The sequence below is a fragment of the Paraburkholderia madseniana genome (assembly GCF_009690905.1).
GTDB lineage: Bacteria > Pseudomonadota > Gammaproteobacteria > Burkholderiales > Burkholderiaceae > Paraburkholderia > Paraburkholderia madseniana.
Window position 1 is genome coordinate 100,994 of record NZ_VOSW01000015.1, and the last position, 20,157, is coordinate 121,150.

At 61.1% G+C, this 20,157-nt stretch carries 17 protein-coding genes and 1 pseudogene; 1 reads left to right on the forward strand and 17 read right to left on the reverse strand.

Annotation, left to right across the window (positions count from 1 at the left end):
* Window positions 1–62 precede the first annotated feature (62 nt).
* From FSO04_RS48720 to FSO04_RS10470, 17 genes and pseudogenes are all read right to left on the reverse strand, one after another.
* Window positions 63–155 (reverse strand): annotated as a pseudogene (locus FSO04_RS48720) (IS6 family transposase); the annotation flags it as partial.
* Window positions 152–391, reverse strand: coding sequence for a GMC oxidoreductase (locus FSO04_RS10395; protein ID WP_199203021.1), 240 nt, complete (start codon window positions 389–391; stop codon window positions 152–154). The pseudogene FSO04_RS48720 and the gene FSO04_RS10395, both read right to left, overlap by 4 nt.
* A 394-nt stretch (window positions 392–785) precedes the next feature.
* Window positions 786–1,793 (reverse strand): inositol 2-dehydrogenase, encoded by a 1,008-nt coding sequence (gene iolG, locus FSO04_RS10400; RefSeq protein ID WP_154559615.1) that lies wholly within the window; start codon window positions 1,791–1,793, stop codon window positions 786–788.
* A gap of 88 nt (window positions 1,794–1,881) precedes the next feature.
* Complete coding sequence (locus tag FSO04_RS10405; RefSeq protein ID WP_154559616.1) at window positions 1,882–3,003, reverse strand: porin; 1,122 nt, start codon at window positions 3,001–3,003, stop codon at window positions 1,882–1,884.
* 99 nt (window positions 3,004–3,102) lie between these two features.
* A complete protein-coding gene (locus tag FSO04_RS10410) occupies window positions 3,103–4,632 on the reverse strand; it encodes a CoA-acylating methylmalonate-semialdehyde dehydrogenase (RefSeq protein ID WP_154559617.1) in 1,530 nt (509 codons plus the stop codon).
* Window positions 4,633–4,687: 55 nt separating this feature from the next.
* Complete coding sequence (iolB, locus tag FSO04_RS10415) at window positions 4,688–5,482, reverse strand: 5-deoxy-glucuronate isomerase (RefSeq protein ID WP_154559618.1); 795 nt, start codon at window positions 5,480–5,482, stop codon at window positions 4,688–4,690.
* Complete coding sequence (gene iolE / locus FSO04_RS10420) at window positions 5,479–6,417, reverse strand: myo-inosose-2 dehydratase (protein WP_154559619.1); 939 nt, start codon at window positions 6,415–6,417, stop codon at window positions 5,479–5,481. The genes iolB and iolE overlap by 4 nt, the downstream gene beginning before the upstream one ends.
* Window positions 6,414–8,315 carry a 3D-(3,5/4)-trihydroxycyclohexane-1,2-dione acylhydrolase (decyclizing) gene (iolD, locus tag FSO04_RS10425; RefSeq protein WP_154559620.1) on the reverse strand — a complete coding sequence of 634 codons (1,902 nt, stop codon included), beginning with the start codon at window positions 8,313–8,315 and terminating at the stop codon, window positions 6,414–6,416. Before iolD ends, iolE begins: the two co-directional genes overlap by 4 nt.
* Window positions 8,312–10,276, reverse strand: coding sequence for a bifunctional 5-dehydro-2-deoxygluconokinase/5-dehydro-2-deoxyphosphogluconate aldolase (locus FSO04_RS10430; RefSeq protein WP_154559621.1), 1,965 nt, complete (start codon window positions 10,274–10,276; stop codon window positions 8,312–8,314). Before FSO04_RS10430 ends, iolD begins: the two co-directional genes overlap by 4 nt.
* A gap of 41 nt (window positions 10,277–10,317) precedes the next feature.
* Window positions 10,318–11,337, reverse strand: a complete 1,020-nt coding sequence (locus FSO04_RS10435; RefSeq protein WP_154559622.1) for an ABC transporter permease — start codon at window positions 11,335–11,337, stop codon at window positions 10,318–10,320.
* Window positions 11,330–12,973 carry a sugar ABC transporter ATP-binding protein gene (locus FSO04_RS10440; protein ID WP_233464808.1) on the reverse strand — a complete coding sequence of 548 codons (1,644 nt, stop codon included), beginning with the start codon at window positions 12,971–12,973 and terminating at the stop codon, window positions 11,330–11,332. The genes FSO04_RS10435 and FSO04_RS10440 overlap by 8 nt, the downstream gene beginning before the upstream one ends.
* A 61-nt stretch (window positions 12,974–13,034) precedes the next feature.
* Entirely contained in the window at window positions 13,035–13,964 is a 930-nt protein-coding gene (locus FSO04_RS10445) for a sugar ABC transporter substrate-binding protein (RefSeq protein ID WP_174825284.1), read from the reverse strand.
* Between the two features lie 127 nt (window positions 13,965–14,091).
* Window positions 14,092–14,949 (reverse strand): TIM barrel protein, encoded by an 858-nt coding sequence (locus tag FSO04_RS10450; RefSeq protein ID WP_154559624.1) that lies wholly within the window; start codon window positions 14,947–14,949, stop codon window positions 14,092–14,094.
* A 43-nt stretch (window positions 14,950–14,992) separates the two neighbouring features.
* Window positions 14,993–16,003, reverse strand: a complete 1,011-nt coding sequence (locus FSO04_RS10455; protein ID WP_154559625.1) for a 6-phosphofructokinase — start codon at window positions 16,001–16,003, stop codon at window positions 14,993–14,995.
* Between the two features lie 31 nt (window positions 16,004–16,034).
* Window positions 16,035–17,273 carry an NAD(P)/FAD-dependent oxidoreductase gene (locus tag FSO04_RS10460; protein WP_154559626.1) on the reverse strand — a complete coding sequence of 413 codons (1,239 nt, stop codon included), beginning with the start codon at window positions 17,271–17,273 and terminating at the stop codon, window positions 16,035–16,037.
* 2 nt (window positions 17,274–17,275) lie between these two features.
* Window positions 17,276–17,605: a non-heme iron oxygenase ferredoxin subunit gene (locus tag FSO04_RS10465; RefSeq protein ID WP_154559627.1), complete on the reverse strand. Its 330-nt coding sequence runs from the start codon at window positions 17,603–17,605 to the stop codon at window positions 17,276–17,278.
* Window positions 17,606–17,633: 28 nt separating this feature from the next.
* A complete protein-coding gene (locus FSO04_RS10470; RefSeq protein WP_233464809.1) occupies window positions 17,634–18,698 on the reverse strand; it encodes a fatty acid desaturase in 1,065 nt (354 codons plus the stop codon).
* A gap of 228 nt (window positions 18,699–18,926) precedes the next feature.
* Here FSO04_RS10470 and FSO04_RS10475 point away from each other — a divergent pair, with 228 nt between their 5' ends.
* The gene (locus FSO04_RS10475) at window positions 18,927–19,994 is read left to right on the forward strand and encodes a LacI family DNA-binding transcriptional regulator (protein ID WP_154559628.1); all 1,068 of its coding nucleotides are present in this window, start codon (window positions 18,927–18,929) and stop codon (window positions 19,992–19,994) included.
* Window positions 19,995–20,157 lie beyond the last annotated feature (163 nt).

A 20,157-nucleotide genomic window follows, 5' to 3' on the forward strand; every position in this document is an offset into this window, starting at 1 on the left:
AGGTAGTCGGAGAAGCGAGATAAGGAAGCAGATCTAGTGAGGGATCAGTTTCTCCCTGGCAAGCTCAACTGAAACCGAAAGTACCAGCGAACGGCACAACTGATCACCACCGCCGGAAAGCGATGACCATGATAGAGCGATCTAGATTTATTCATCTCCCGATTCTACGCGACCACCTTGGCAACGTGACAAAGCCCCCGTCGGCAATCTTCTCCGCCACCATGAGTGTCGGCGCGTTCGTGTTGGCACCCGGAACAACCGGAAAAATGGAAGCGTCCACGACTCGCAATCCCTGCACACCACGCACCCGCGCAAACTCATCCGTCACGGCCAGCGGATCGTCGGCCGCACCGGTTGTACCAATGCCGGTGTTCCGGACCGGGGCGGCGATCCGTCAGTACGGCAACGCAGATCTAGCGCCGGCACTCGATCTGCGACGCGAGACCGCGACAACAACGAACGCTAAGGCGTCAGGACACGTTCCGGGCAAACGCAAGGGACGTGAATCAATCGCCCCGGCTTTGACGCAACCAGATAGTTTTGGCGAACCGATGGCAACAGATCAAAAGACCCTTTTGTGAAGCAAGGACCACATCCCGGATTACCGGCATGGGACCAATCGAAAGATGAACGTCGGCCTCGACGTTTAGATTGGTCCCCGATGCTTCGGCCCATCCTGGCGGACAAGCTTCAACATGCCGCGCTCGTAGACACTGGTCCAGCAGTGCTGTACGCGGGAATGCCCCGCGCGTACGAGGATGCCGATATGCCACACCAGAAGAGCGCTACGCTCCTCCCTCAGATTCGACCTGAAGTGTCTCGCCTTTCTTTTGCCACGAAAGCGTGGCGAGTTGAGCCAACTCGAGCGCCTTAACGCCGTCATCGATCGTCGTACGCACAGGCGTGCCTGTGGTCAGCGCCTGGACGAAGTTCCCCATCTCCGCAGCGTAGGCCTGCCGATAGCGCTCGAGAAAGAACGGCTCCGGCACGTCGATCGACACAGCATTTGCCGACCAGCCGGTCACTTCGGTCGGCCGCACATTGCCCGCCTGCAGCATGCCCTTGCTGCCGAGCACTTCGAAGCGCTGATCGTAGCCATAGGCTGCCCGCCGCGACGTATTGATCTGGCACAGGAGCCCGCGCCGGGTGCGGATCGTCACCGCGGTTGAATCGATATCGCCCGCGTCCTGAACAGCCGGATCGGTCAGGCAACTGCCAGTCGCGTGAAGCGTTTGTGCCTCGTCGTCCAGGATCCAGCGAAACACATCCAGATCGTGGATCAGCATGTCCTTGAAAATACCACCCGAACTCTTGATGTATTCGACGGGCGGCGCCCCTGGATCGCGGCTCGTGATGATCAGCATTTCCGGATTACCGATCTCGCCGCGCTCGATACGCGCCTTGAGCGCCGCAAACGTGGGATCGAAACGGCGTTGGAAACCGATCATGCAGGTCACACCATTGCGCGCAACCGCCGCTGCACTCTCACGCGAACGTTCGACGGTCAGGTCCACCGGCTTTTCGCAAAACACCGCTTTCCCTGCATTCGCCGCCTGGATAATCAGACCCGCGTGGGTATTCGTGCTCGACGCGATGACAACTGCGCCAATCGAAGGATCACCCAGCGCGCCATCGACGTCCGTCACCTTCGCGCCGTACATCTGCGCGAGCGCCTGTGCCGAGGGCGCGTGCATGTCGACCACATACTTGAGCCGCACGCCCGCCTGACGTACAAGGTTCGATGCATGAATCTTGCCGATGCGGCCGGCTCCGAACAAAGCAATGTCAATCATCGTATTCTCCGTTTTATGGGTATCGTCAAAATGAAGCTCTTGCCCGTGGGCAAGAGCGGTAAATAGCGCCTGGCATCAACACACTTTGTTAGAACGAGTGGTTGATGCCGATATAACCACCGGTCTGCGAACGCCCCGGCAACGGGTTGTCGAGATTGTCGTTATTCAAACCGGGGTTGTTGTTCACCACAGAAAAATTCGACCCGCTTGCGTTACGCACATGCGCAACCGTCGCGTACAGGAGCGTGCGCTTCGACAGGCTGTACGTTGCACCCGTCGTGAACATCGTTGCGTGGCCGGACGGATCGTGTGTCGCGTCTCCAGCACCAGACCCGACATGGATGTAATACACAGCACCGCTGAGCGTCAGCGCCGGCGTCGGCCGATATTGCCCGCCGAACCAGTAATGATCCGCGCTGCGCGCAAGACCGGCAGGCGTGTCCGGCGCGCTGAGATGCGTGTAGGCGGTCTGTAGCGTGAGTGCATCCAGATACAGGTTGGCGCCAACAAAGAATTCCCGTGAACTGGTGAAGACGTTACTCATGCGCCCGTTCGGGTCACGTAATTCGTCGTACATGCCCCGCAGCATGAACAACGCATTCCGGTAGGTCAGTTGCACCCCATCACTGCGACCGGCCTCGTCGGCGGCTCCGCTGTTAAATGCGCCGGCCTGATTGCCGAGTGCGTACTGAAGATGCGCACTGAAGCCGTAAATGGAAGGCGACTGATATTCGATGTTGTTGCTTGTGATCGGTACGTTGCGGCTTCGAACGAGTGCAGTGGATGAATAGGCTTGCTGCACCATCGGGTCAGCATCCCACTGATCATTCGCAATGAACAGATTGCGTCCCATCTGAAGCTTCCCGTACTGTTCGCTGCTGAACCCGACTAACGCCTTCCGGTTGAAGAGACGCCCGCCGCTACTGCCGGCATCTCCCGACATCAGGTTCGTACCCGATTCGAGATTGAAAATGACGGCCAGCCCCCCGCCCAGATCCTCCTTGCCAAGCAACCCGAACCGGCTCGCTCCAAAGTCGCTACTTTCAGCGCGCAGGCGCGAAGCGGTCGTGCCGGTACCCGTCTGCACCTGGCTGAGAAAATCGAACCCCGCGTCCGCTACGCCGTAAAGCGTCACAGAGCTTTGTGCCTGCGCTGTTGCAACGGTGAATGAACATGCACCGATCAGTACACTAAAAAATGCCTTTTTCATTCTGTCTCCATAACCATTGTTGTTTGTTATATAAAAACGCCACTCGCACCGTCGTATGCCGCGATGCTTCGTTTGTTCAATCGGGGGGGACGTTTGGACCTACATCGTCGGCATTGCAAACTCGGCGCCCTGCGCGCGACCGCCTAGCCAGCGTTGCGTAACGGCCTTTTGCCGCGTGTAAAAACGCACTGCCTCCGGACCGTGCGCATGGTGATCGCCGAGAAGACTCTTCTTCCAGCCGCCAAAGCTGTGGAACGCCATCGGCACAGGAATGGGTACATTGACGCCAACCATGCCGGCCTGCACCAGATGACTGAACTCGCGTGCCGCCTCGCCATCGCGGGTAAAAATCGCGGCGCCGTTGCCGTATTCGTGTTCATCGACGAGCGCCAACGCCGTAGCGAAATCCGGCGCACGCACGATGCAGACCACCGGGCCGAATATTTCTTCGCGGTAGATCTTCATGTCGGGTGTGACATGGTCGAACAGTGTGCCGCCAAGGAAGAATCCCCGCTCATGACCGGGTACCACCCGCTCGCGTCCATCGACGACAAGCTGCGCGCCCTCGGCTACGCCCGCTTCGATATAGCCGACGATCTTTTCGCGATGCTGCGCGGTAACGACCGGCCCCATTTCGCTCGCGGCCACCGTCCCAGGTCCAACGCGCAATTCGCGTACGCGCGCCGCAAGCTTGTCGACCAGCGCATCACCGATCGAACCCACCGCGACGGCCACCGAAATCGCCATGCAACGCTCGCCCGCCGCGCCGTAGCCGGCGCCCATCAACGCATCTACGGTGCGGTCCAGATCAGCGTCCGGCATCACGACCATGTGATTCTTCGCGCCGCCGAACGCCTGCACTCGCTTGCCGTTCGAGCAACCGCGCGAGTAGATATATTCGGCGATCGGGGTCGAACCGACGAAACTCACCGCCTTGACTTTCGGATGGTCCAGCAGCGCATCGACGGCTGACTTGTCGCCCTGTACAACGTTGAACACACCGTCCGGCAGTCCTGCTTCCTGCAACAGTTCGGCAAGCAGCACGCTGGTCGTCGGGTCACGTTCGGAGGGCTTCAGGACGAAGGTATTGCCGCACGCAATGGCCATCGGAAACATCCACATAGGCACCATCGCGGGAAAGTTGAAAGGCGTGATACCCACGCAGACGCCGAGAGGCTGCCTCATCGTCCATCCGTCGATGCCTTTGGCGATCTGCTCCGTATAATCGCCCTTCAGAAGTTCGGTGATGCCGCACGCGTACTCCACCACTTCGAGGCCACGAATCACTTCGCCTTTCGCATCGGGCAGAACCTTGCCGTGTTCTGCTGTTATCGTCGCAGCGAGCCGGTCCAGGTTGCGTTCGATCAGCTCCTTGAAACGGAACATGATGCGGGCACGCTTGAGAGGGGGCGTTGCCGCCCAAGCCGGGAATGCCGACGCGGCCGCTGTCACTGCGGCGTCGACGTCGCTTTGTGAAGCAAGTGCGACGTGCGAAGCAACGTCACCAGTCGCGGGGTTATAAACGGGAGCCTGGCGTTCACTTGAGCCGGATCTATGCTTGCCGCCAAAAAAATGCGTGGTGAGTGTCACACCAACTTGAAAAGACGTACTGACTCCTGCCGCTTCCATAAGGCATCCTTATCATAGATAATAGAAAAACTACCACGGAAATCGCGACTCAAGACTATCGCGACAACATCCACTCGTGAGCAGGATCGTTCTTGAAGTGCCAAGCGCGCTTCGGCCCAGCCATCACATTCAGGTAGTAGCCGTCGTAGCCATGCGGCATCACCACCGGGTGATAGCCGCGCGGCACCATGACCACATCATGATTCTCGACCGCCAGCGCCTCGTCGATGTCTCTCGTGTCGGTATAGACACGCTGAAAGGCGAAGCCTTGCGGCGGATTGAGGCGGTGGTAATAGGTTTCTTCCAGGTAGCTTTCCACCGGTATATCGTCGACATCGTGCTTGTGAGGCGGATAGCTCGATGCGTGCCCTGCGGGCGTCAGCACTTCGACTACCAGCAGTGACTCCGCAGGCTCGGTTTGAGGAAGGATGTCGCAGACATACCGCGTATTCGATCCCCTGCCGCGCACCGAACGGGCAATCGTATCCGGCTCGATCAGGCGAGCTTCGTACTGACCTTCGGCCGGCGCGCTAGCCAGTGCGATTTCGGCGTCATCGTGAGCGTGGATCGACACTGCGGTGCGGGGCGGCACGTAGACCGCATAGGGCGAGCACGCCTCGAAGACGCTGCGTCGCGCGCCGATCTCGCCCCATTTCTGCTCTGGCGTGCCAACGCTGACCACGCCCGTGAGTACAACCACACAGACCTCGGTCGCGCCGGTATTGAACGTCACGTGCTCGCTACGCGTGAGGCGTTGAGCGGCAAAACCAACGTGACGCCATCCGGCGCTATCAGGCGTAACCGTGACAATCTCGCGTCCCGCGGGCTTTCCTTTAACGAGCAGGCTCATGCGGCCTCCAGTTGTGCGGTTGCGCGATCGACCAGTGCACGCAGATGCCGATAGCCGCTTTGAGCGTAGGCAAGGCTCGGCGCCACCGCCGGGTCCTGCTCGGCTTCGACGACAAGCCAGCCGCGATAGCCATCGTCACCCAGTTGCCGGATCAAAGGCGCGAAATCGATCGCCCCGTCGCCTGGCACCGTGAAGGCGCCGTTGATTACAGCATCGAGAAAACTCCATTGACGGTTGCGTGCAATCTCGACGATCTCAGGCCGAACGTCCTTGAAATGAACATGGCAAACGCGTGCGATATGCCGGGTGAGCATATCCATGGGCGTAGCGCTGCTGTATGTCGTCTTGCTACCGCCGAATGCTGCATGACCGCTATCGAACAGCAAGCCGACGTCGTCGCAAGTGAGCGACATCAGACGGTCGACATCTTCCGATGTTTCCACATAGGCGCCCATGTGGTGGTGATACGCGAGGCGTACACCGTGCGAGAGCGTGTACCGCGCCACTGTGTTCAACCGCTCGGCGTAGCGCCGCCATTGCTCGTCGGTATAAAAACGAGGTCGTTTGAAGAGCGCGACATTGCGTTCGCCCTGGATCGAGCCGGCAACCTCCCCATAGACCATCACCTTCGCGCCGCCTTGCGCCAGCAGCGCGAGATGCGGACCGAGCGCCGCGATTTCCTCATCGGCGGAACGCTCGGCAAGGCGCCCCGAATACCAGCCCGACACCAGTTCCAGGTGATGACGCGACAGCACCTCGCGCAGCGCGCGCGGTTCGCGTGGAAACTTGTTGCCGAGTTCGAAACCCTGATACCCGATCTCCCGGCCCTCGGTAAGCGCAGTCTCAAGCGGCGTCTCGCGACCGAGCGAAGGCAGATCGTCGTTGAACCACGAGATCGGGTTGATGCCAATTTTTACGTCGAAGGAGTTCGTCATAGCGGGCTCTTTTGCTGTTGCTTGTTCTGTTCATAATCCGCGCGCGCCGCACGCACCTCTTCGCGGGCCGACACTTCGGGTACCGCAACTTCCCACCAGCAGCCGCCTTCAGCCGTTGTGCGAGCGGGGTCCGTGTCGATACAAATCACATAGGTACGATCAGAATCGCGTGCACGCTCGAGTGCGGGTTCGAGTTCGGCAAGGTTCGCCACGTGTTCGGCGCGTGCGCCGAGGGACGCGGCATGGGCAGCGAAGTCGATCCGTGGCGCGCCGAGCGGCCCCTGAACGCAGTCGTCCAGAAGATTGTTGAACGGTGCGCTGCCGCACGCCTGTTGCAGACGATTGATACAACCATAGCCGCGGTTATCGAGTACGACGATGATGAGCTTCGCGCCGAGCATCACCGACGTGGCGATTTCGCTGTTCATCATCAGATAGCTGCCGTCGCCGACCATCACGATCACGTCGCGATCCGGCTGTGCCAGCTTGACACCCAGACCGCCCGCGATCTCGTAGCCCATGCACGAGTAGCCATACTCCATGTGATACCCGCCCGGCCGCGCCGTGCGCCAGAGCTTGTGCAACTCCGCAGGCAACGTGCCCGCCGCGCAAACGACGATATCGTGCGACGGCGAATCCGCATGCGAACGCTGTACCGCGCCGATCACATTGCCGTCGTACGGCAATTGGTCCGGCACGAGTTCACGCCGGCCGGTGATCTCGCTGACCGTTGCGCGCCAGCTATCGGCGGCTGTGCGCGCTCTGTCCTGCCACGCCACGCTGCTTCGCCACGCGTCTTTCGCTTCAGGCGTTGCGGCGGACAATCCGCGTGACAGCGCATCGAGCGCGAGTCGCGCATCCGCAAGCAGTTCTACATCGCGCGCCTTGCCCGCATCGAACGCATTGACGTTGATCGTCACGACGCGCGCTTGCCCGAACAGCGAATGCGACCCCGTGGTGAAGTCCTGCAAGCGCGTACCGATGGCGATCACGACGTCCGCTTCCCGAGCGAGCGTATTGGCGGCCGGCGAGCCAGTGACGCCGACCGAGCCCAGTTGCAACGGGTGATCCCAGCGCAACGCGCCTTTTCCGGCTTGCGTTTCACACACGGGCACGCCGTGCCGCTCACAAAACGCGCGCAGCGCGGCACTGGCCCGGCCGTACAGCACGCCCCCGCCGGCCACGATCAACGGACGCTGCGCGGTGCGTATCGCCGCGGCAGCCGTGGCCAGTTGATCCTGCTCTGGCGATGGCGCACGAAAACTCACCATGGCAGGCCCGAAGAATTCGACCGGATAGTCGTACGCATGCGTCTGCACGTCCTGCGGCAGCGCCAGCGTGACCGGACCACACAAGGCCAGATCGGTCAGCACGCGCACCGCACGTGGTAGCGCACTCAGCAACTGCTCCGGCGCGACAATCCGGTCAAAATAGCGCGACACGGGTTTCAGGCAGTCATTGGCGGAGACGGTTCCGTCGTGAAAGTCTTCGATTTGCTGCAGCACCGGATCAGGCGCGCGTGAAACAAAGGTATCGCCGGGCAACAGCAATACCGGCAACCGGTTCACGTGGGCAAGCGCTGCAGCGGTAACCAGATTGGTGGCGCCAGGACCAATCGACGACGTACAGGCCATCATCCGACGTCGCATGTGGGCCTTCGCGTAGGCGATCGCGGCGTGAGCCATGGCCTGCTCGTTGTGCGCGCGCAGGGTGGGCAACGTGTCCCGCTGCTGATACAGCGCTTCGCCGAGTCCAGCAACGTTGCCATGTCCGAAGATCGCAAATACCCCGCCAAACAGCGGCACCGGCGCGGTGCGCTCATCATCGGCTGGGGCACGCAATGCGGCCAGATACTTGACGAGCGCCTGAGCGGTAGTCAGTCGAACGGTGCGCGTCATGCCGCTTGCTCCTCGCGCGCGGCGTGCGCGACAGGGTTGCGGGATGACCGCCACAGGTAGATCAACGTCTCGAAGTTGCTGCGCACTTGATCGATCAGCATCCGATCGTCGATCTCGCCAGCGAGCCATGCCCGGCCCGGTTCATGAAAAATCGTGCGGCCCACGGTAAACCCGCGGCACGTCGTGCTCGAGCGTGCCGCCTCGAATCCTTCAGCCAGCTTCGCAAGCGGCGCATTCAAGCCTAATAGCACGACGCCACGGCAATATGGATCGCGCTCCTCGATCAGCGCATCGATGTCGCGCCACGCGTCTGCGCTCATCGGCTCGAGCTTCCACCAGTCGGGATAAATGCCAAGGTTATAGAGGCGCTTGAGTGCCCGATGCACAGTGTCCTGCGCCTGTGGACGATCCTTCGGCGGAATGACTTCGAGCAGCAGTTCGTGACCGCTTGCCTGCGTCGCGTCATAGAGCGCACGGAGCTGGTTTTCCTGCTCCAGCCGATGCAGCGGCTCATCGTCCGGATGATATTGAACCAGGCATTTGACGATATGTTCGCTGGGCCAGCTTGCGAGCGCCGTACCGATCGAGCGCCCATGTTCGAATTCCAGCGGATTCGATCCGGGCAACTCGACGGGGCGGCCGACCCACCAGCCGCGACCCGTTGCCGCGTTCAAGGCATCCTGTCCATAGCGATCGTCGATCAGCACCGCGATCCTGCCGGTGTAGCGACTGGCCACTTCAGTTTCTGCGACCGCTTGCACGAAAAGCTGCTTGAGGGTCGCAATGCGCGCTTCATCGGCGCCCGCCTGCTGCGCCATCTCGAAGAACTGGTTGCGATGATCGAACGCGAAACCGAGCACTTCATCCGAGCGCTTGCGCGGCACGCTCACCCGATGTAGACGCGCAAGGGCCGCGTCCTGGTCGGGACGGCGCAAACGGGCGGCATTGGCGAGGAAATAATCCAGTTCGGCGGGCGTCGGCATGGCCGGTGCGCACGCATGGCGCGATACGACGAGCGCGCCACAGGCGTTCGCATAGGCGCAGCACGTTGCGTAATCAGCGCCGGTCAACCATCCTTTGAGAAAGCCGGAGATAAACGCATCACCCGCGCCGAGTACATTAAGGACTTCGACTTCAATGCCCCGAAAATGCCGGTCGCCATCCAGGTCAGCCGGAATCTCGCCGTCGATCACCGTGCAGCCCAACGGTCCGCGCTTGACAACCAGGGTTGCCGTGCTCACGGCGCGCACGGACCGCAGTGCCTGCAGCAGATCTTCGGCACCGCCGGCAATGCAAAACTCCTCTTCCGTGCCGACGATCAGATCAAACCTCGGCAAGATGCCACGCAGATGCGCGCTTACGCTGCCGTCGGCGGTAAAGCGGGTCTCGCCATCCGCCTTGCCCGTCAGCCCCCACAACACCGGCCGATAGTCGATGTCGAGCACAGTGCGCACACCGTTGCGCCGGGCGTAGCCGAGCGCCGTCATGCTCGCGCGATGCACGCCTTCAGTCGAGAAGTGTGTGCCGGTAATCAGTAGCGCCTTGCTGGAAGCGATGAACGCTTCGTCGAAATCCATCTCATCAAGCGCCATGTCCGCGCAGTTTTCACGGTGAAACACGAGCGGGAACGTACTGCGATCTTTCAAACCGAGCAGCACGAGTGCGGTCAGCCGCTCCATGTCGGTCTTCACGTGGCCGACGTCGCAGCCTTCCTGGGCCAGCGCGTCGACGAGGAAGCGGCCCATGTGGTCGTTACCGACGCGCGAGAGCATGGCCGACTTCAAGCCGAGGCGGGCGCAGCCGAACGCGATGTTGGCCGACGAGCCACCCAGATACCGCGAAAAGCTGGTGACGTCTTCAAGCCGGGCACCGATTTGTTGCGCATAGAGGTCGACAGCAAGGCGGCCCAGACAGATGATGTCCAGCGACCGGTCTGCAGCAAAAAAGGCGGATTGAGTCATATGCGATTGCACCGAAATAGATGGCGGATGGATAGCGTTGCTTAGCGGGCGCGCCGCTTGCGGTATTGGTCGGCGATCACGGCGGCGACGATGATCATTCCCTTGACGATTTCCTGGATGTACGAGTCGATCCCGAGAAAGGTGAAACCGCTCGAAATCACGCCAAGGATCAATGCGCCGATCACCGCGCCGGTGATCCGACCCACGCCGCCGGCGAGACTGGTGCCGCCGATCACGGCCGCGGCAATTGCGTCGAGTTCATACGACATGCCCATGCCGGACTGGCTTGTCTGTGCACGCGCCGAGACGACCACGCCGGCCAGCCCCGTCAGCAGCCCGGCAATCGTGTAGACGGCCACCAGATTGCGCCCGACGCTAATGCCCGACACGCGCGCCGCCTGCACATTGCCGCCGATCGCATACAGGCATTTACCGAAACGCGTATAGCGCAGCACGATGTGGAAGACGAGCGCAGCCAGCAGAAAGATCGCCACCGGCTTCGCCCCGCTGCCGATTGCCGAGTAAGCATCAGTGAACATGCTGATGGGCTGGCCGTGCGTGTAGTAGCGCGCGAGTCCACGCGCCGACACCATCATGCCGAGCGTGACGATAAAAGGCGGCACGCCGGTGCGCACGATCAGCGTGCCGTTGATCAGGCCGCAAATGCCGCCGGTCAGCACACCCACCGCAACCGGCACGAGCACCGGCAGATCGACGAGTCCGGGAAACACCGTGCGCCCGAAACCCGAGGTCTGCGCGAGGCTGCCCGCAATCATTGCGGACAGCGCAACCACCGATCCGGAAGACAAATCGATGCCACCTGCAATGATGATCATCGTGACGCCGACGGCGATCAGGCCAATTTCGGACACCCGCAGCACCATGATCAGCAGGCCCTGCGGGTTATAGAGGAACGACTGGCCGCGCTCGATCCAGCCGAGCGCTTCGAAGACCAGCGCGATGCCGAGCAGCACGAGCAGAATGCTGGTCTCCTGCGGTAAGCGCCAGTTACGTGGAGCAGGACGCTGGATTTCCGGGGTGAGGGTTGCTGAATTACGCATAGTTGTCTCCTGTGTCGATCGGAGTTAGCGCTTCAGCGCTTGCCCCGGTCCCATGCAAGATGGTTGTTTCCGTTACCGCTAAATCAGGCTGCTCGCCGGAAGCGAGCGCCATGATGCTTTCCTGCGTGGCGCTCGCACGGGGCAGAACACCGCTGACGGTGCGCTCGTGCATCACCACGATCCGGTCGCTCATGCCCATCACTTCGGGCAGTTCAGACGAGATCATGATGATCGCGACCCCCTCCCTTGCGAGCTGCGTGATCAGCGTATGGATCTCCGCCTTCGCGCCGACGTCGACGCCGCGCGTCGGTTCATCGAGGATCAGGATCCTGGGTTTGTTCAGCAGCCAACGCGCGAGCAACACTTTCTGCTGGTTGCCGCCGCTCAGGTTCTCGATGATTTCGTGCAGTCCGGGCGTCTTGACCTTGAGTTGACGGCACATATCGGCGCATGCGGCATTGACGCGCTTCTGCCGAACGAAACCCAGCGCGCAATTGCGGCGCAACGCCGAGATCTCCATGTTTTCGCCGACGGAAAGCTGCAGGAAAAGACCGGTGCTTTTGCGATCCTCAGTGAGAAACGCGATGCCCGCAGCGATCGCCTGTTGCGGAGAGCGAATCGTCCGGCGTTTGCCGTCGAACAGCAATTCGCCTTCGTCCGCCGGATAGATGCCGAAGACCGACTCCATCACCTCCGTGCGCCCGGAACCCATCAGACCGGCCACGCCGAGAATCTCGCCGTAGCGAAGGTCGAAGCTGACATTCGAGAACGCGCCGCGGCGCCCGAGGTTGCGCACGGTCAGCGCTACCTCGCCGATCGCGACCTCCATCTTGGGAAAGACCTGTGTGAGTTCACGGCCTACCATCGCTGCAATCAGCGATTGCTTATCGAACTCTTTCGCCGTGCGCGTCACGATATGGTGGCCGTCGCGGAAGATCGAAATATCGTCGGCGATCTGAAACACCTCGTCCATCTTGTGCGTGATGTAGATGATCGCCTTGCCTTGCGCCTTCAGTTCGCCGATGATCCGGAACAGATGTTCGACTTCCTTGTCGGTGATCGCCGAGGTCGGTTCGTCCATGATCAGCAGATCGGAGTCGAAGGACACCGCCTTGGCGATTTCCACCATCTGGCGGTTCGCAATACTCAGCTCACCGAGTAACACCTGCGGATCGATCTCGATGCCGAGTTGCGCGAACAGTTCGCCAGTGCGCCGGTTCAGCGCGCGATGGTCGATCAGGCCCAGCAGATTGCGCGGCTCGCGGCCGATCCAGATGTTCTCCGCCACCGTCATGTAGGGCAGCAGATTCAGCTCCTGGTGAATCATCGCGATACCGCGGTCGAGCGCGTCGCGCGGTGACTTCAACGCAATCGGTTTGCCTTTGAAATGCAGCGAACCGCCGTCGGGAAAATAGACGCCCGCAATGATTTTCATCATCGTCGACTTGCCCGCGCCGTTTTCGCCCATCAGCGCATGCACCCGGCCGGCGTGGATGTCGATCGACACGTCGTCGAGCGCGATCACACCGGGAAAGGCTTTGCGAATCTTGCGCGCGGCGAAGATCGGCTCGTGCGCCGCCGACGCAGCGACGTGTTGCGGCCGAGCGGCCTGCGCGCTCATGAAGAGATCTGACATAGTGGCACTCCCTCTGTGGATGAAGCGGGGCGCGCGCGGTGCCGCCCCGAGGTCATGCAGGCTATTTGTTCAGAAAGCTCTTGTAGTTGTCCGGTGTGACGAGTTGATAAGGGATCCAGTCTTCTTTGGGAACGCTCTTGTCGCCGCCTGCCACCTTGATCGCGGTATCGACCGCGGCCTTGCCCTGCCCTCGCGCGTCCTGGAACACGGTGACGGCGAGATCGCCCTTGGCCATCGCGTTCAAGGCTTCTTTGGTCGCATCCACTCCGCCGACCAGCACGCTCTTCGGCGAGACGCCAGCCTGCTTCATCGCAATCAATGCACCGAGCGCCATCTCGTCGTTATTCGCGGCGATCGCGTCGAACTTCTTGCCCGAGCTCAGCCACTGGCTCATCAGGTTGATGCCCTGGCTACGGTCGAAGTTCGCTGTCTGCTCCTCAGCGATCTTGATGCCAGGATTCTTTGCGACGATATCCTTCACGCCGCGTGTACGGTCCCGCGTTGCGTCGGTCGACAGTTCGCCGAGCATGATGGCGATATTACCTTTGCCCTTGAGTTGTTTCGCGAGGTAGTCCATTTGCAGGTGCCCGGCCACGAGACTGTCCGAGCCGACGAAATAGGCGCCGTTGCCCATTGGCTCATCCGGCTTGCGATTGACGTAGACGATCGGGATACCGGCCTTGCGTGCGGTGTCGGTCATTCGTTTGGTTGCCGCCGCGTCGGCAGGATTGACGACGATCGCCGCCACCCGCTGCGACACGAAGCTCTCGACCTGGCTGACCTGCCGCCCTACGTCGCCTTGCGCATCCTCGAAGTCAAGGTTGATGTCTTTGTGGGCTTTACCTTCGGTCGCCATTGCGTCACGCACCGAGGTCAGGAAGTTATCGTCGAAGTGCGCCATCGAGACGCCAATCGTCGTACTTGCCATTGCGGAAATCGGCAGCACCGCCGCGAACGACAACGCGACCGCGGATCGGGTGAAGAATTTCATTGACATGTCTCCTATCAGTTGATGGAACCCGCGCGGCCTATCGGTCTGATGCCAAGGTCCGCGCGGCAAACTTTCATGCGGCGTTCACGTTCTCTATCTATTTCTATGCGTGACCTGAAAGCGGTGGCTACGCGGCCTTGCGCACCTGAGCCGACTCGACGCTCGCGCGGATATAAGCGATGCTGTCGCGCAAGCGGCGCTCGATGTCGTCAGCGCCGGCGATTTCCTCGGCGAACGGCTCGAACGATACGTGGCCGCGGTAGCCACGCGCAAACAGCTCGTTCAGCTGACGGATGTTGCCGAGCCGATCGTCCGCGCCGACCAGCACACGGTGCCCGTCGCGCATCTGGTCAACGGGCAGGCCGCCATCCTCGACGCCCGAAACGTGGATCAGACCCGTGAGGTCCGGAAAGAAAATGTCTTCGCCCGACAGGTGGTGATGAAACGTGTCGTGTACTAGCCGGAAATGGCGCTCGCCTGCCGCGTCGTAAACGGCCTTGACCGCATCGGATTTACGCCGCACCGCGCATTCCTCGAAGCCGAGCGGTTCGATCAGACCGAGCAGTCCGTGATCGTCGAGGATCGGCTTAAGTTGCCTAAGCGCATTAACCAGATCGGCGTGACGCTCGCTTGCCGTGCGTTGATCCTGCCGGCTGTTGGTCGGGCACAGGACAATCGCGCGAGCGCCGCAGTCAGCGGCATAGCGCGACAATGCCAGTGCTTCCTTCGCGCGAGTCGCATCGAAGCGATCAAAGCGCTGCAGCGCATTGATCGACAGGATCGTCAGACCCGCTGCCAGGCTAAGCGCCTTGATATCACCGGCAGGCGTGCCGTCGTTGATCTCGACGCCTTCGAGGTCGTTGCGGATCTCGATCGCATCAACCGCGAGCCGCTGGCAAAGCGCGGCATATTCGGCGAACGCCAGCCGCGGTGCACTCATGCGATTCAGGGAAAATTGCAGCGCGTCGTCACTCGTCAATGTCATCTGTGTCTCCAGTTATAGCGAACGAATGGGTTCTCTTTCAGGTTCATGCCGTTATGGCGGTCTGTCCGGCGGTCTGCTCCAGCCATGTGTTGCGCAGCCATGCTGCGCATGCAACGTTATTCTCGAAGATCGAATACCCCGTACCGCCGCCGTAGTCGGCAAACGGGATGAACTCGCAGCTGATGTGCCGCGGTGTGAAAAATCCACCTTGTGCGCGTGCGTTGAGCAGATGCCGTACGGCGTTCTTCCACGGCAGGAGCGCGGCCTCATCCCAGCTACCGTCCCATTGATCCGCAGCGGGACGTACGAACGGATATTGAATGCCGCGGCCAGGTCTGCCGTCGGGACGACGCATGCTGGAATTGCGCGGATTGTTCGGTATGACACTGCGCGCGTGGGCGTGATGAACCCAGCCGCGCGCGATCCACTGTTTGAAGATCGCGTCAGGTGAATCGGGATCGAGCACGATCTCTCCGGCCTCGACCAACGCACGGATCTTCGATGCATCGAGTTCTTCGTCATTGCCGATCTTGAAGATCAGATGCGAATGATCGAGCGTTAGGTGCAGTGCGATGCCGTCGCGCGCCAACAGTTCGCCAACCCGGCTAACCCGGCCGAAATCTTCGTTCCACATATCAACGTGCACTTCGAGGCTCGGCAGACAGCCAACCGGGACGGCCCACTCGCATGCGTCGACGTAGAAACTCGCGACCTCGGCATCGGTGAGACGATGTCCGTCGGCATGATTCGCGTAGAGCTGGCAATTCAGCACCTTCGAGCCGAAGCGCGGCGCCCACTCGATCACGTGCCGCAGATGCGCTTCATCGCGGCCCGCACAAAAGATGCCGCCGATTACGCGAACCGGCAACGCGTAGCGCTCACTCAACTCCACGTAGCGCGCGAGTGCGACGCCTGCGGGCGGATTCATCTCGACATAATCGAACACGCCCGCGTCGGCGATCATCCGGAATTGCGTTTCGGCGTCGACGCGCGGCAAGTCATCGCGGTGCAGTACACCGTCGATATTCACGCCGATGTGAAGAGTGGGATTCATGGTTTCTTTGTAATGGAGCGACGAGTCCTGATCAAACCGCCTCGGCGACAAGCAGCGACTTGAGCTTCACTGTCGGATCCGCGAGATCTTCCGCGGAGAGTCGCGCACTACGGCCGATCAGCATTTGCGCAATCCGGATATCGCGGCCGACCGCCCGGCCCACCCCGCTTGCCGCGATCAACGATCCGTCCGCAGACAGATGAAACAGCAACAGCGCGTCGGCCGTTTCGCGCACGACGGTCTCACAACCGAATGCGGGAAGCCCTGCGATCTGAATCGACAACTCATACTGATCGGACCAGAACCACGGCACTTCGCGGTAACGAAGGCTTTCGCCGAGCATGTTGCGCGCGGCAACGCGGCCTTGATCCTCAGCGTTCTTCCAGCATTCCAGGCGAACACGGCAGCCATATAAAGGATGCGGAAACGAGCAGGCATCGCCCGCGGCAAAGATGCCGGGATCGCTGGTGCACAGATGGTCGTCGACCACGATACCGTCCGTAACGCCGAGTCCCGCTGCCTGCGCTAACGCCGTACGGGGCGCGGCGCCGATGCCGACTACAACCGTGTCGCAACGGATGACTTCTCCGTCGGCGAGACGGATCTCTTCAGCGGCACCCGCCCCCGCGATGGCCGTCAACTGCGCCTCAAAGCGGAACTGCACACCCGCGTCGCGGTGCCGCGCCTCGATACGTGCAGCGATTTCCTGCGGCACCGCACGCATCAGCAGACGCTGACCCGCTTCGATGACCGTGACACTGCATCCGGCAGCGACAGCACTGGCCGCCACTTCGAGCCCGATAAAGCCTCCGCCGATGATCGCAACACGTTGTCCGTGATGGAGCCGCGTGGCGAGATCGCGGGCATCGTCGACCGTGCGCAGTGTGACCACGCCGGGCAAGTCCGACCCAGGTACGCTCAACATTCTGGGCGACGCGCCAGTCGCGATCAGCAGCCGGCTATAGCCAATGCGCTCGCCGTTATCGAGGAGAACTTTGCGGGCCGCACGATCGATTTCGACCGCACTGGCTGCAAGCCTCAGGTCAATCGCATGATCGGCGAAGAAGGTCTCGCCGAAGAGCGCGCAATCATCGGGCGATTTTTCCTTGAGCAGCACCGCCTTGGAAAGCGGCGGCCGGTCGTAGGGCGCATGCGGTTCGCCGGCGATGAGCGTAATCGGCCCATCAAAACCCGCCTCGCGCAATTCGGCGCTGGCGCGGGCGCCAGCCAGGCCGGCTCCGACGATGACCATGTGTGCGTCGCTTGCCATGATCACTCCGCCGTCGGCACGCCGATCAGGACCGCATCGCCCTCGATACGTACCGGATGCGTTTTCAGCTGCTGACAGACCGGCGCGCAAAGCGGCTTGCCGCTTGCAATATCAAAGCGCCCCTGATGCCGCGGACATTCAATCGCATTACCCAAGACGAAGCCGTCCGCAAGATGGGCTTTCTCATGCGTACACCAGCCGTCCGAGGCGTAGAACTTGCCGTCGACTCGATAGACGGCGAAGGTCGCATCGCCGTGATCGAAACGCACGACGTCTTCTTCATCGATGTCGCCGGTCTGGCAGGCGACGACCCATTCGCGTTGATCTACCATTTCAGATACTCCCTGTTCCGGACGTTTATCAGGTTGCCGAGCGCATCGGCTCACGATGCGGGACGTGGCGACGAATAAAGTGAGCGCGATCGCGTCTCTGACGGATCAAGGTCGGAATCATCTCCTTGTAGACCGACCAGAGGCCCGGATACGCGGGTGGCGTCTCCGCCTTGATCGCTTCGTGCAGTTTCGGCAGCGCGTGATACGGCACCATCGGTAGCAGGTGATGTTCAATGTGGTACTGCATGTTCATGTAGAGGAACGCGAACACGGGATTGATGTAGACGGTGCGCGTGTTGAGCCGATGGTCGGCAACATTCATGGCCATGCCGGCGTGTTGCGTGAGGCCGAGCGTCTGGTGAAACCAGCCGCAGTAAAAACGCGGCGTCCACACGAACATCAGCGGCAGAACGCTTTGAATCACAAAGCACCAGCCGATTACCACCGCGATGACGATGACGTAGAAACGGCTGATCCAGATCATCTTGCCGCGCTCCATCGCTGGTACGAAATCGGCGACTTCAGGGCTGATCGATCCGCATGCATGGCGCACGGTCTTGACGATCTCGGTGGTGCCGCCAATCAGATAGAAGAAATCCAGCAGGATCGTGACGAGTTGCGGCGGACGGCATACCTGAATCTCGGGGTCGCGCCCGACCATGATCGTATGCGTGTGATGCCGCGCGTGACTCCAGCGCCAGAGCGTCGCCTCGCGGATCGTCATGAAAGAACAGAGCTGGTAGAAAACCTGATTCAGCCATGGCGTCTTGAACGGCGTGCCGTGTGCGAGTTCATGCCAGCGCGCGTCGCTCGAACAGTAGATGGTGCCGTAGACGAAAAACGCCGGAATCGCCCACCACGTGCCCCACGCATAGAAGGCCGCCGCGCCCGATGCGAGCAGCAACGCGATCCACAGGCCGAAATTCTTCAGGCCTTCTGCGTCGCTGCGCTTCATCAGTTGCTTGAGTGTCTGGCGTGGAATGTCGGGGCGATACCAGTTCTCTTCGGTATGCGCGGCGGATGCGTCACGCCCGACAACACCGGCGTTTGCGAGGCTGCCCGTGCATGGCATATTCAAAGGTGAGTTCGACACCTGTGTCTCCTTTCTTTTTCAGATCCACGTCTCCCGGCTGTCCCGAAGGTCACGAGCGCGGCGAAGCGATGACTGAAAGATAAGGGACCGCCCTACGCCTCTCAACGAAAAGATTGACGTTTTTTCGTCAATCCCCTAGCGTTAAAAAAGGCACAAAATAATGCTGCACTGCGCCATCGACGCGAGCGCCAGACAGAACAAACAGACAAGCAAACCGGAGACCACGACATGACCGACGCCACCCCACCGTCACGGCGCAAGCGCACGGCGCGCTTTATCGAAATCGCCGAGGCGGCAGGCGTGAGTCCGGCAACCGTCGACCGGGTGCTCAATGAACGCGGCAGCGTGTCGGCTGCGACCCGCGCGCGTGTGGTGGCAGCGGCCCGGCAACTCGCCGTGCCACGCGTCCTGCCGGATACGCGACACGGACTGATGCATGTGGACGTGCTTCTGCCGCAAAACAGCACGCCTTTCTTTGGTCGCCTGAATCTCGCCCTGCAACGCTCGATGCAGATGCTGGACAAGCGGGTCGTGATGCACCGGTCGGTCCTTCCTGAAGCCGACGACGACGTGATTACCGCCGCCATTCTTCATCCGCGCTACAAGCGATCGGGTTTGATCGTGACGACTCACGACACGCCGCGCGTGCGCGATGCGTTGCGCACCGTGATCGAACGCGGCGAACCGGTCGTCACGATGGTCACCGACGTCCGCGATGTGGCACGCCTGCACTACGCGGGCATCGACAACCTGTGCGCCGGGCGCACTGCGGGCTACTTTGTCGGCCGGCTTGCAAGACGGCCTGGACGGGTGCTGCTGCTGTGCAGCCGCAAGGACTACCGCGCGCATATCGACCGGATTGGCGGTTGCCGGGCACAGCTTGCTGAATCCTTTCCGGAACTCGTCTGCGACGGTGCGGAGGTGGAAACCGAAGATGACCCGGACAGGTGTTATCGCGCCGTCGTCAGCGCACTGAAGCGGGGCGACCTGGTCGGCATCTACAGCAGCGGGTATGGCTCACCGGGCATCGAAGCAGCGTTGCGAAAATTCGGTGCCACCGGGCAGGTCGTATGGGTGAGCCATGAAATGCTGGATTTGCATCGCCAATACATCGAGGAACACTCGATGGACGTCGCCATCGACCAGGACCCCGATGGACAGGTGATATCCGCACTCCAGCATGTGCTGCACGCGTGCGGGGTGGTCGAGGATGCGCCCCCGCCAGGACCGGTGGAATTCCGGATATTCTGTCCGGCGAATGTGAGGCGCAGCGCTTATCTTCCTTCAGTCGACTGAAATCCTGTGCGTGAAAAAGGGCCGCGAATTTGGGTACTGATAATCATATAGCCGGCCTCCCCTCCGTTCGGGTCGAACGGCTGGCGTAGAGTCGAGGTGCGAACAGCGACGTGACGCACAGGAGGCCGGCATGAACAAGTTTAGTGGAATCGATCTGCACTCG

Excerpts from the sequence above, each read along its gene's own strand:
- iolG (WP_154559615.1), bottom strand. The coding sequence starts at position 1,793 with ATGATTGACATTGCTTTGTTCGGAGCCGGCCGCATCGGCAAGATTCAT.
- FSO04_RS10405 (WP_154559616.1), bottom strand. The coding sequence starts at position 3,003 with ATGAAAAAGGCATTTTTTAGTGTACTGATCGGTGCATGTTCATTCACC.
- FSO04_RS10410 (WP_154559617.1), bottom strand. The coding sequence starts at position 4,632 with ATGGAAGCGGCAGGAGTCAGTACGTCTTTTCAAGTTGGTGTGACACTC.
- iolB (WP_154559618.1), bottom strand. The coding sequence starts at position 5,482 with ATGAGCCTGCTCGTTAAAGGAAAGCCCGCGGGACGCGAGATTGTCACG.
- iolE (WP_154559619.1), bottom strand. The coding sequence starts at position 6,417 with ATGACGAACTCCTTCGACGTAAAAATTGGCATCAACCCGATCTCGTGG.
- iolD (WP_154559620.1), bottom strand. The coding sequence starts at position 8,315 with ATGACGCGCACCGTTCGACTGACTACCGCTCAGGCGCTCGTCAAGTAT.
- FSO04_RS10430 (WP_154559621.1), bottom strand. The coding sequence starts at position 10,276 with ATGACTCAATCCGCCTTTTTTGCTGCAGACCGGTCGCTGGACATCATC.
- FSO04_RS10435 (WP_154559622.1), bottom strand. The coding sequence starts at position 11,337 with ATGCGTAATTCAGCAACCCTCACCCCGGAAATCCAGCGTCCTGCTCCA.
- FSO04_RS10440 (WP_233464808.1), bottom strand. The coding sequence starts at position 12,973 with ATGTCAGATCTCTTCATGAGCGCGCAGGCCGCTCGGCCGCAACACGTC.
- FSO04_RS10445 (WP_174825284.1), bottom strand. The coding sequence starts at position 13,964 with ATGAAATTCTTCACCCGATCCGCGGTCGCGTTGTCGTTCGCGGCGGTG.
- FSO04_RS10450 (WP_154559624.1), bottom strand. The coding sequence starts at position 14,949 with ATGACATTGACGAGTGACGACGCGCTGCAATTTTCCCTGAATCGCATG.
- FSO04_RS10455 (WP_154559625.1), bottom strand. The coding sequence starts at position 16,003 with ATGAATCCCACTCTTCACATCGGCGTGAATATCGACGGTGTACTGCAC.
- FSO04_RS10460 (WP_154559626.1), bottom strand. The coding sequence starts at position 17,273 with ATGGCAAGCGACGCACACATGGTCATCGTCGGAGCCGGCCTGGCTGGC.
- FSO04_RS10465 (WP_154559627.1), bottom strand. The coding sequence starts at position 17,605 with ATGGTAGATCAACGCGAATGGGTCGTCGCCTGCCAGACCGGCGACATC.
- FSO04_RS10475 (WP_154559628.1), top strand. The coding sequence starts at position 18,927 with ATGACCGACGCCACCCCACCGTCACGGCGCAAGCGCACGGCGCGCTTT.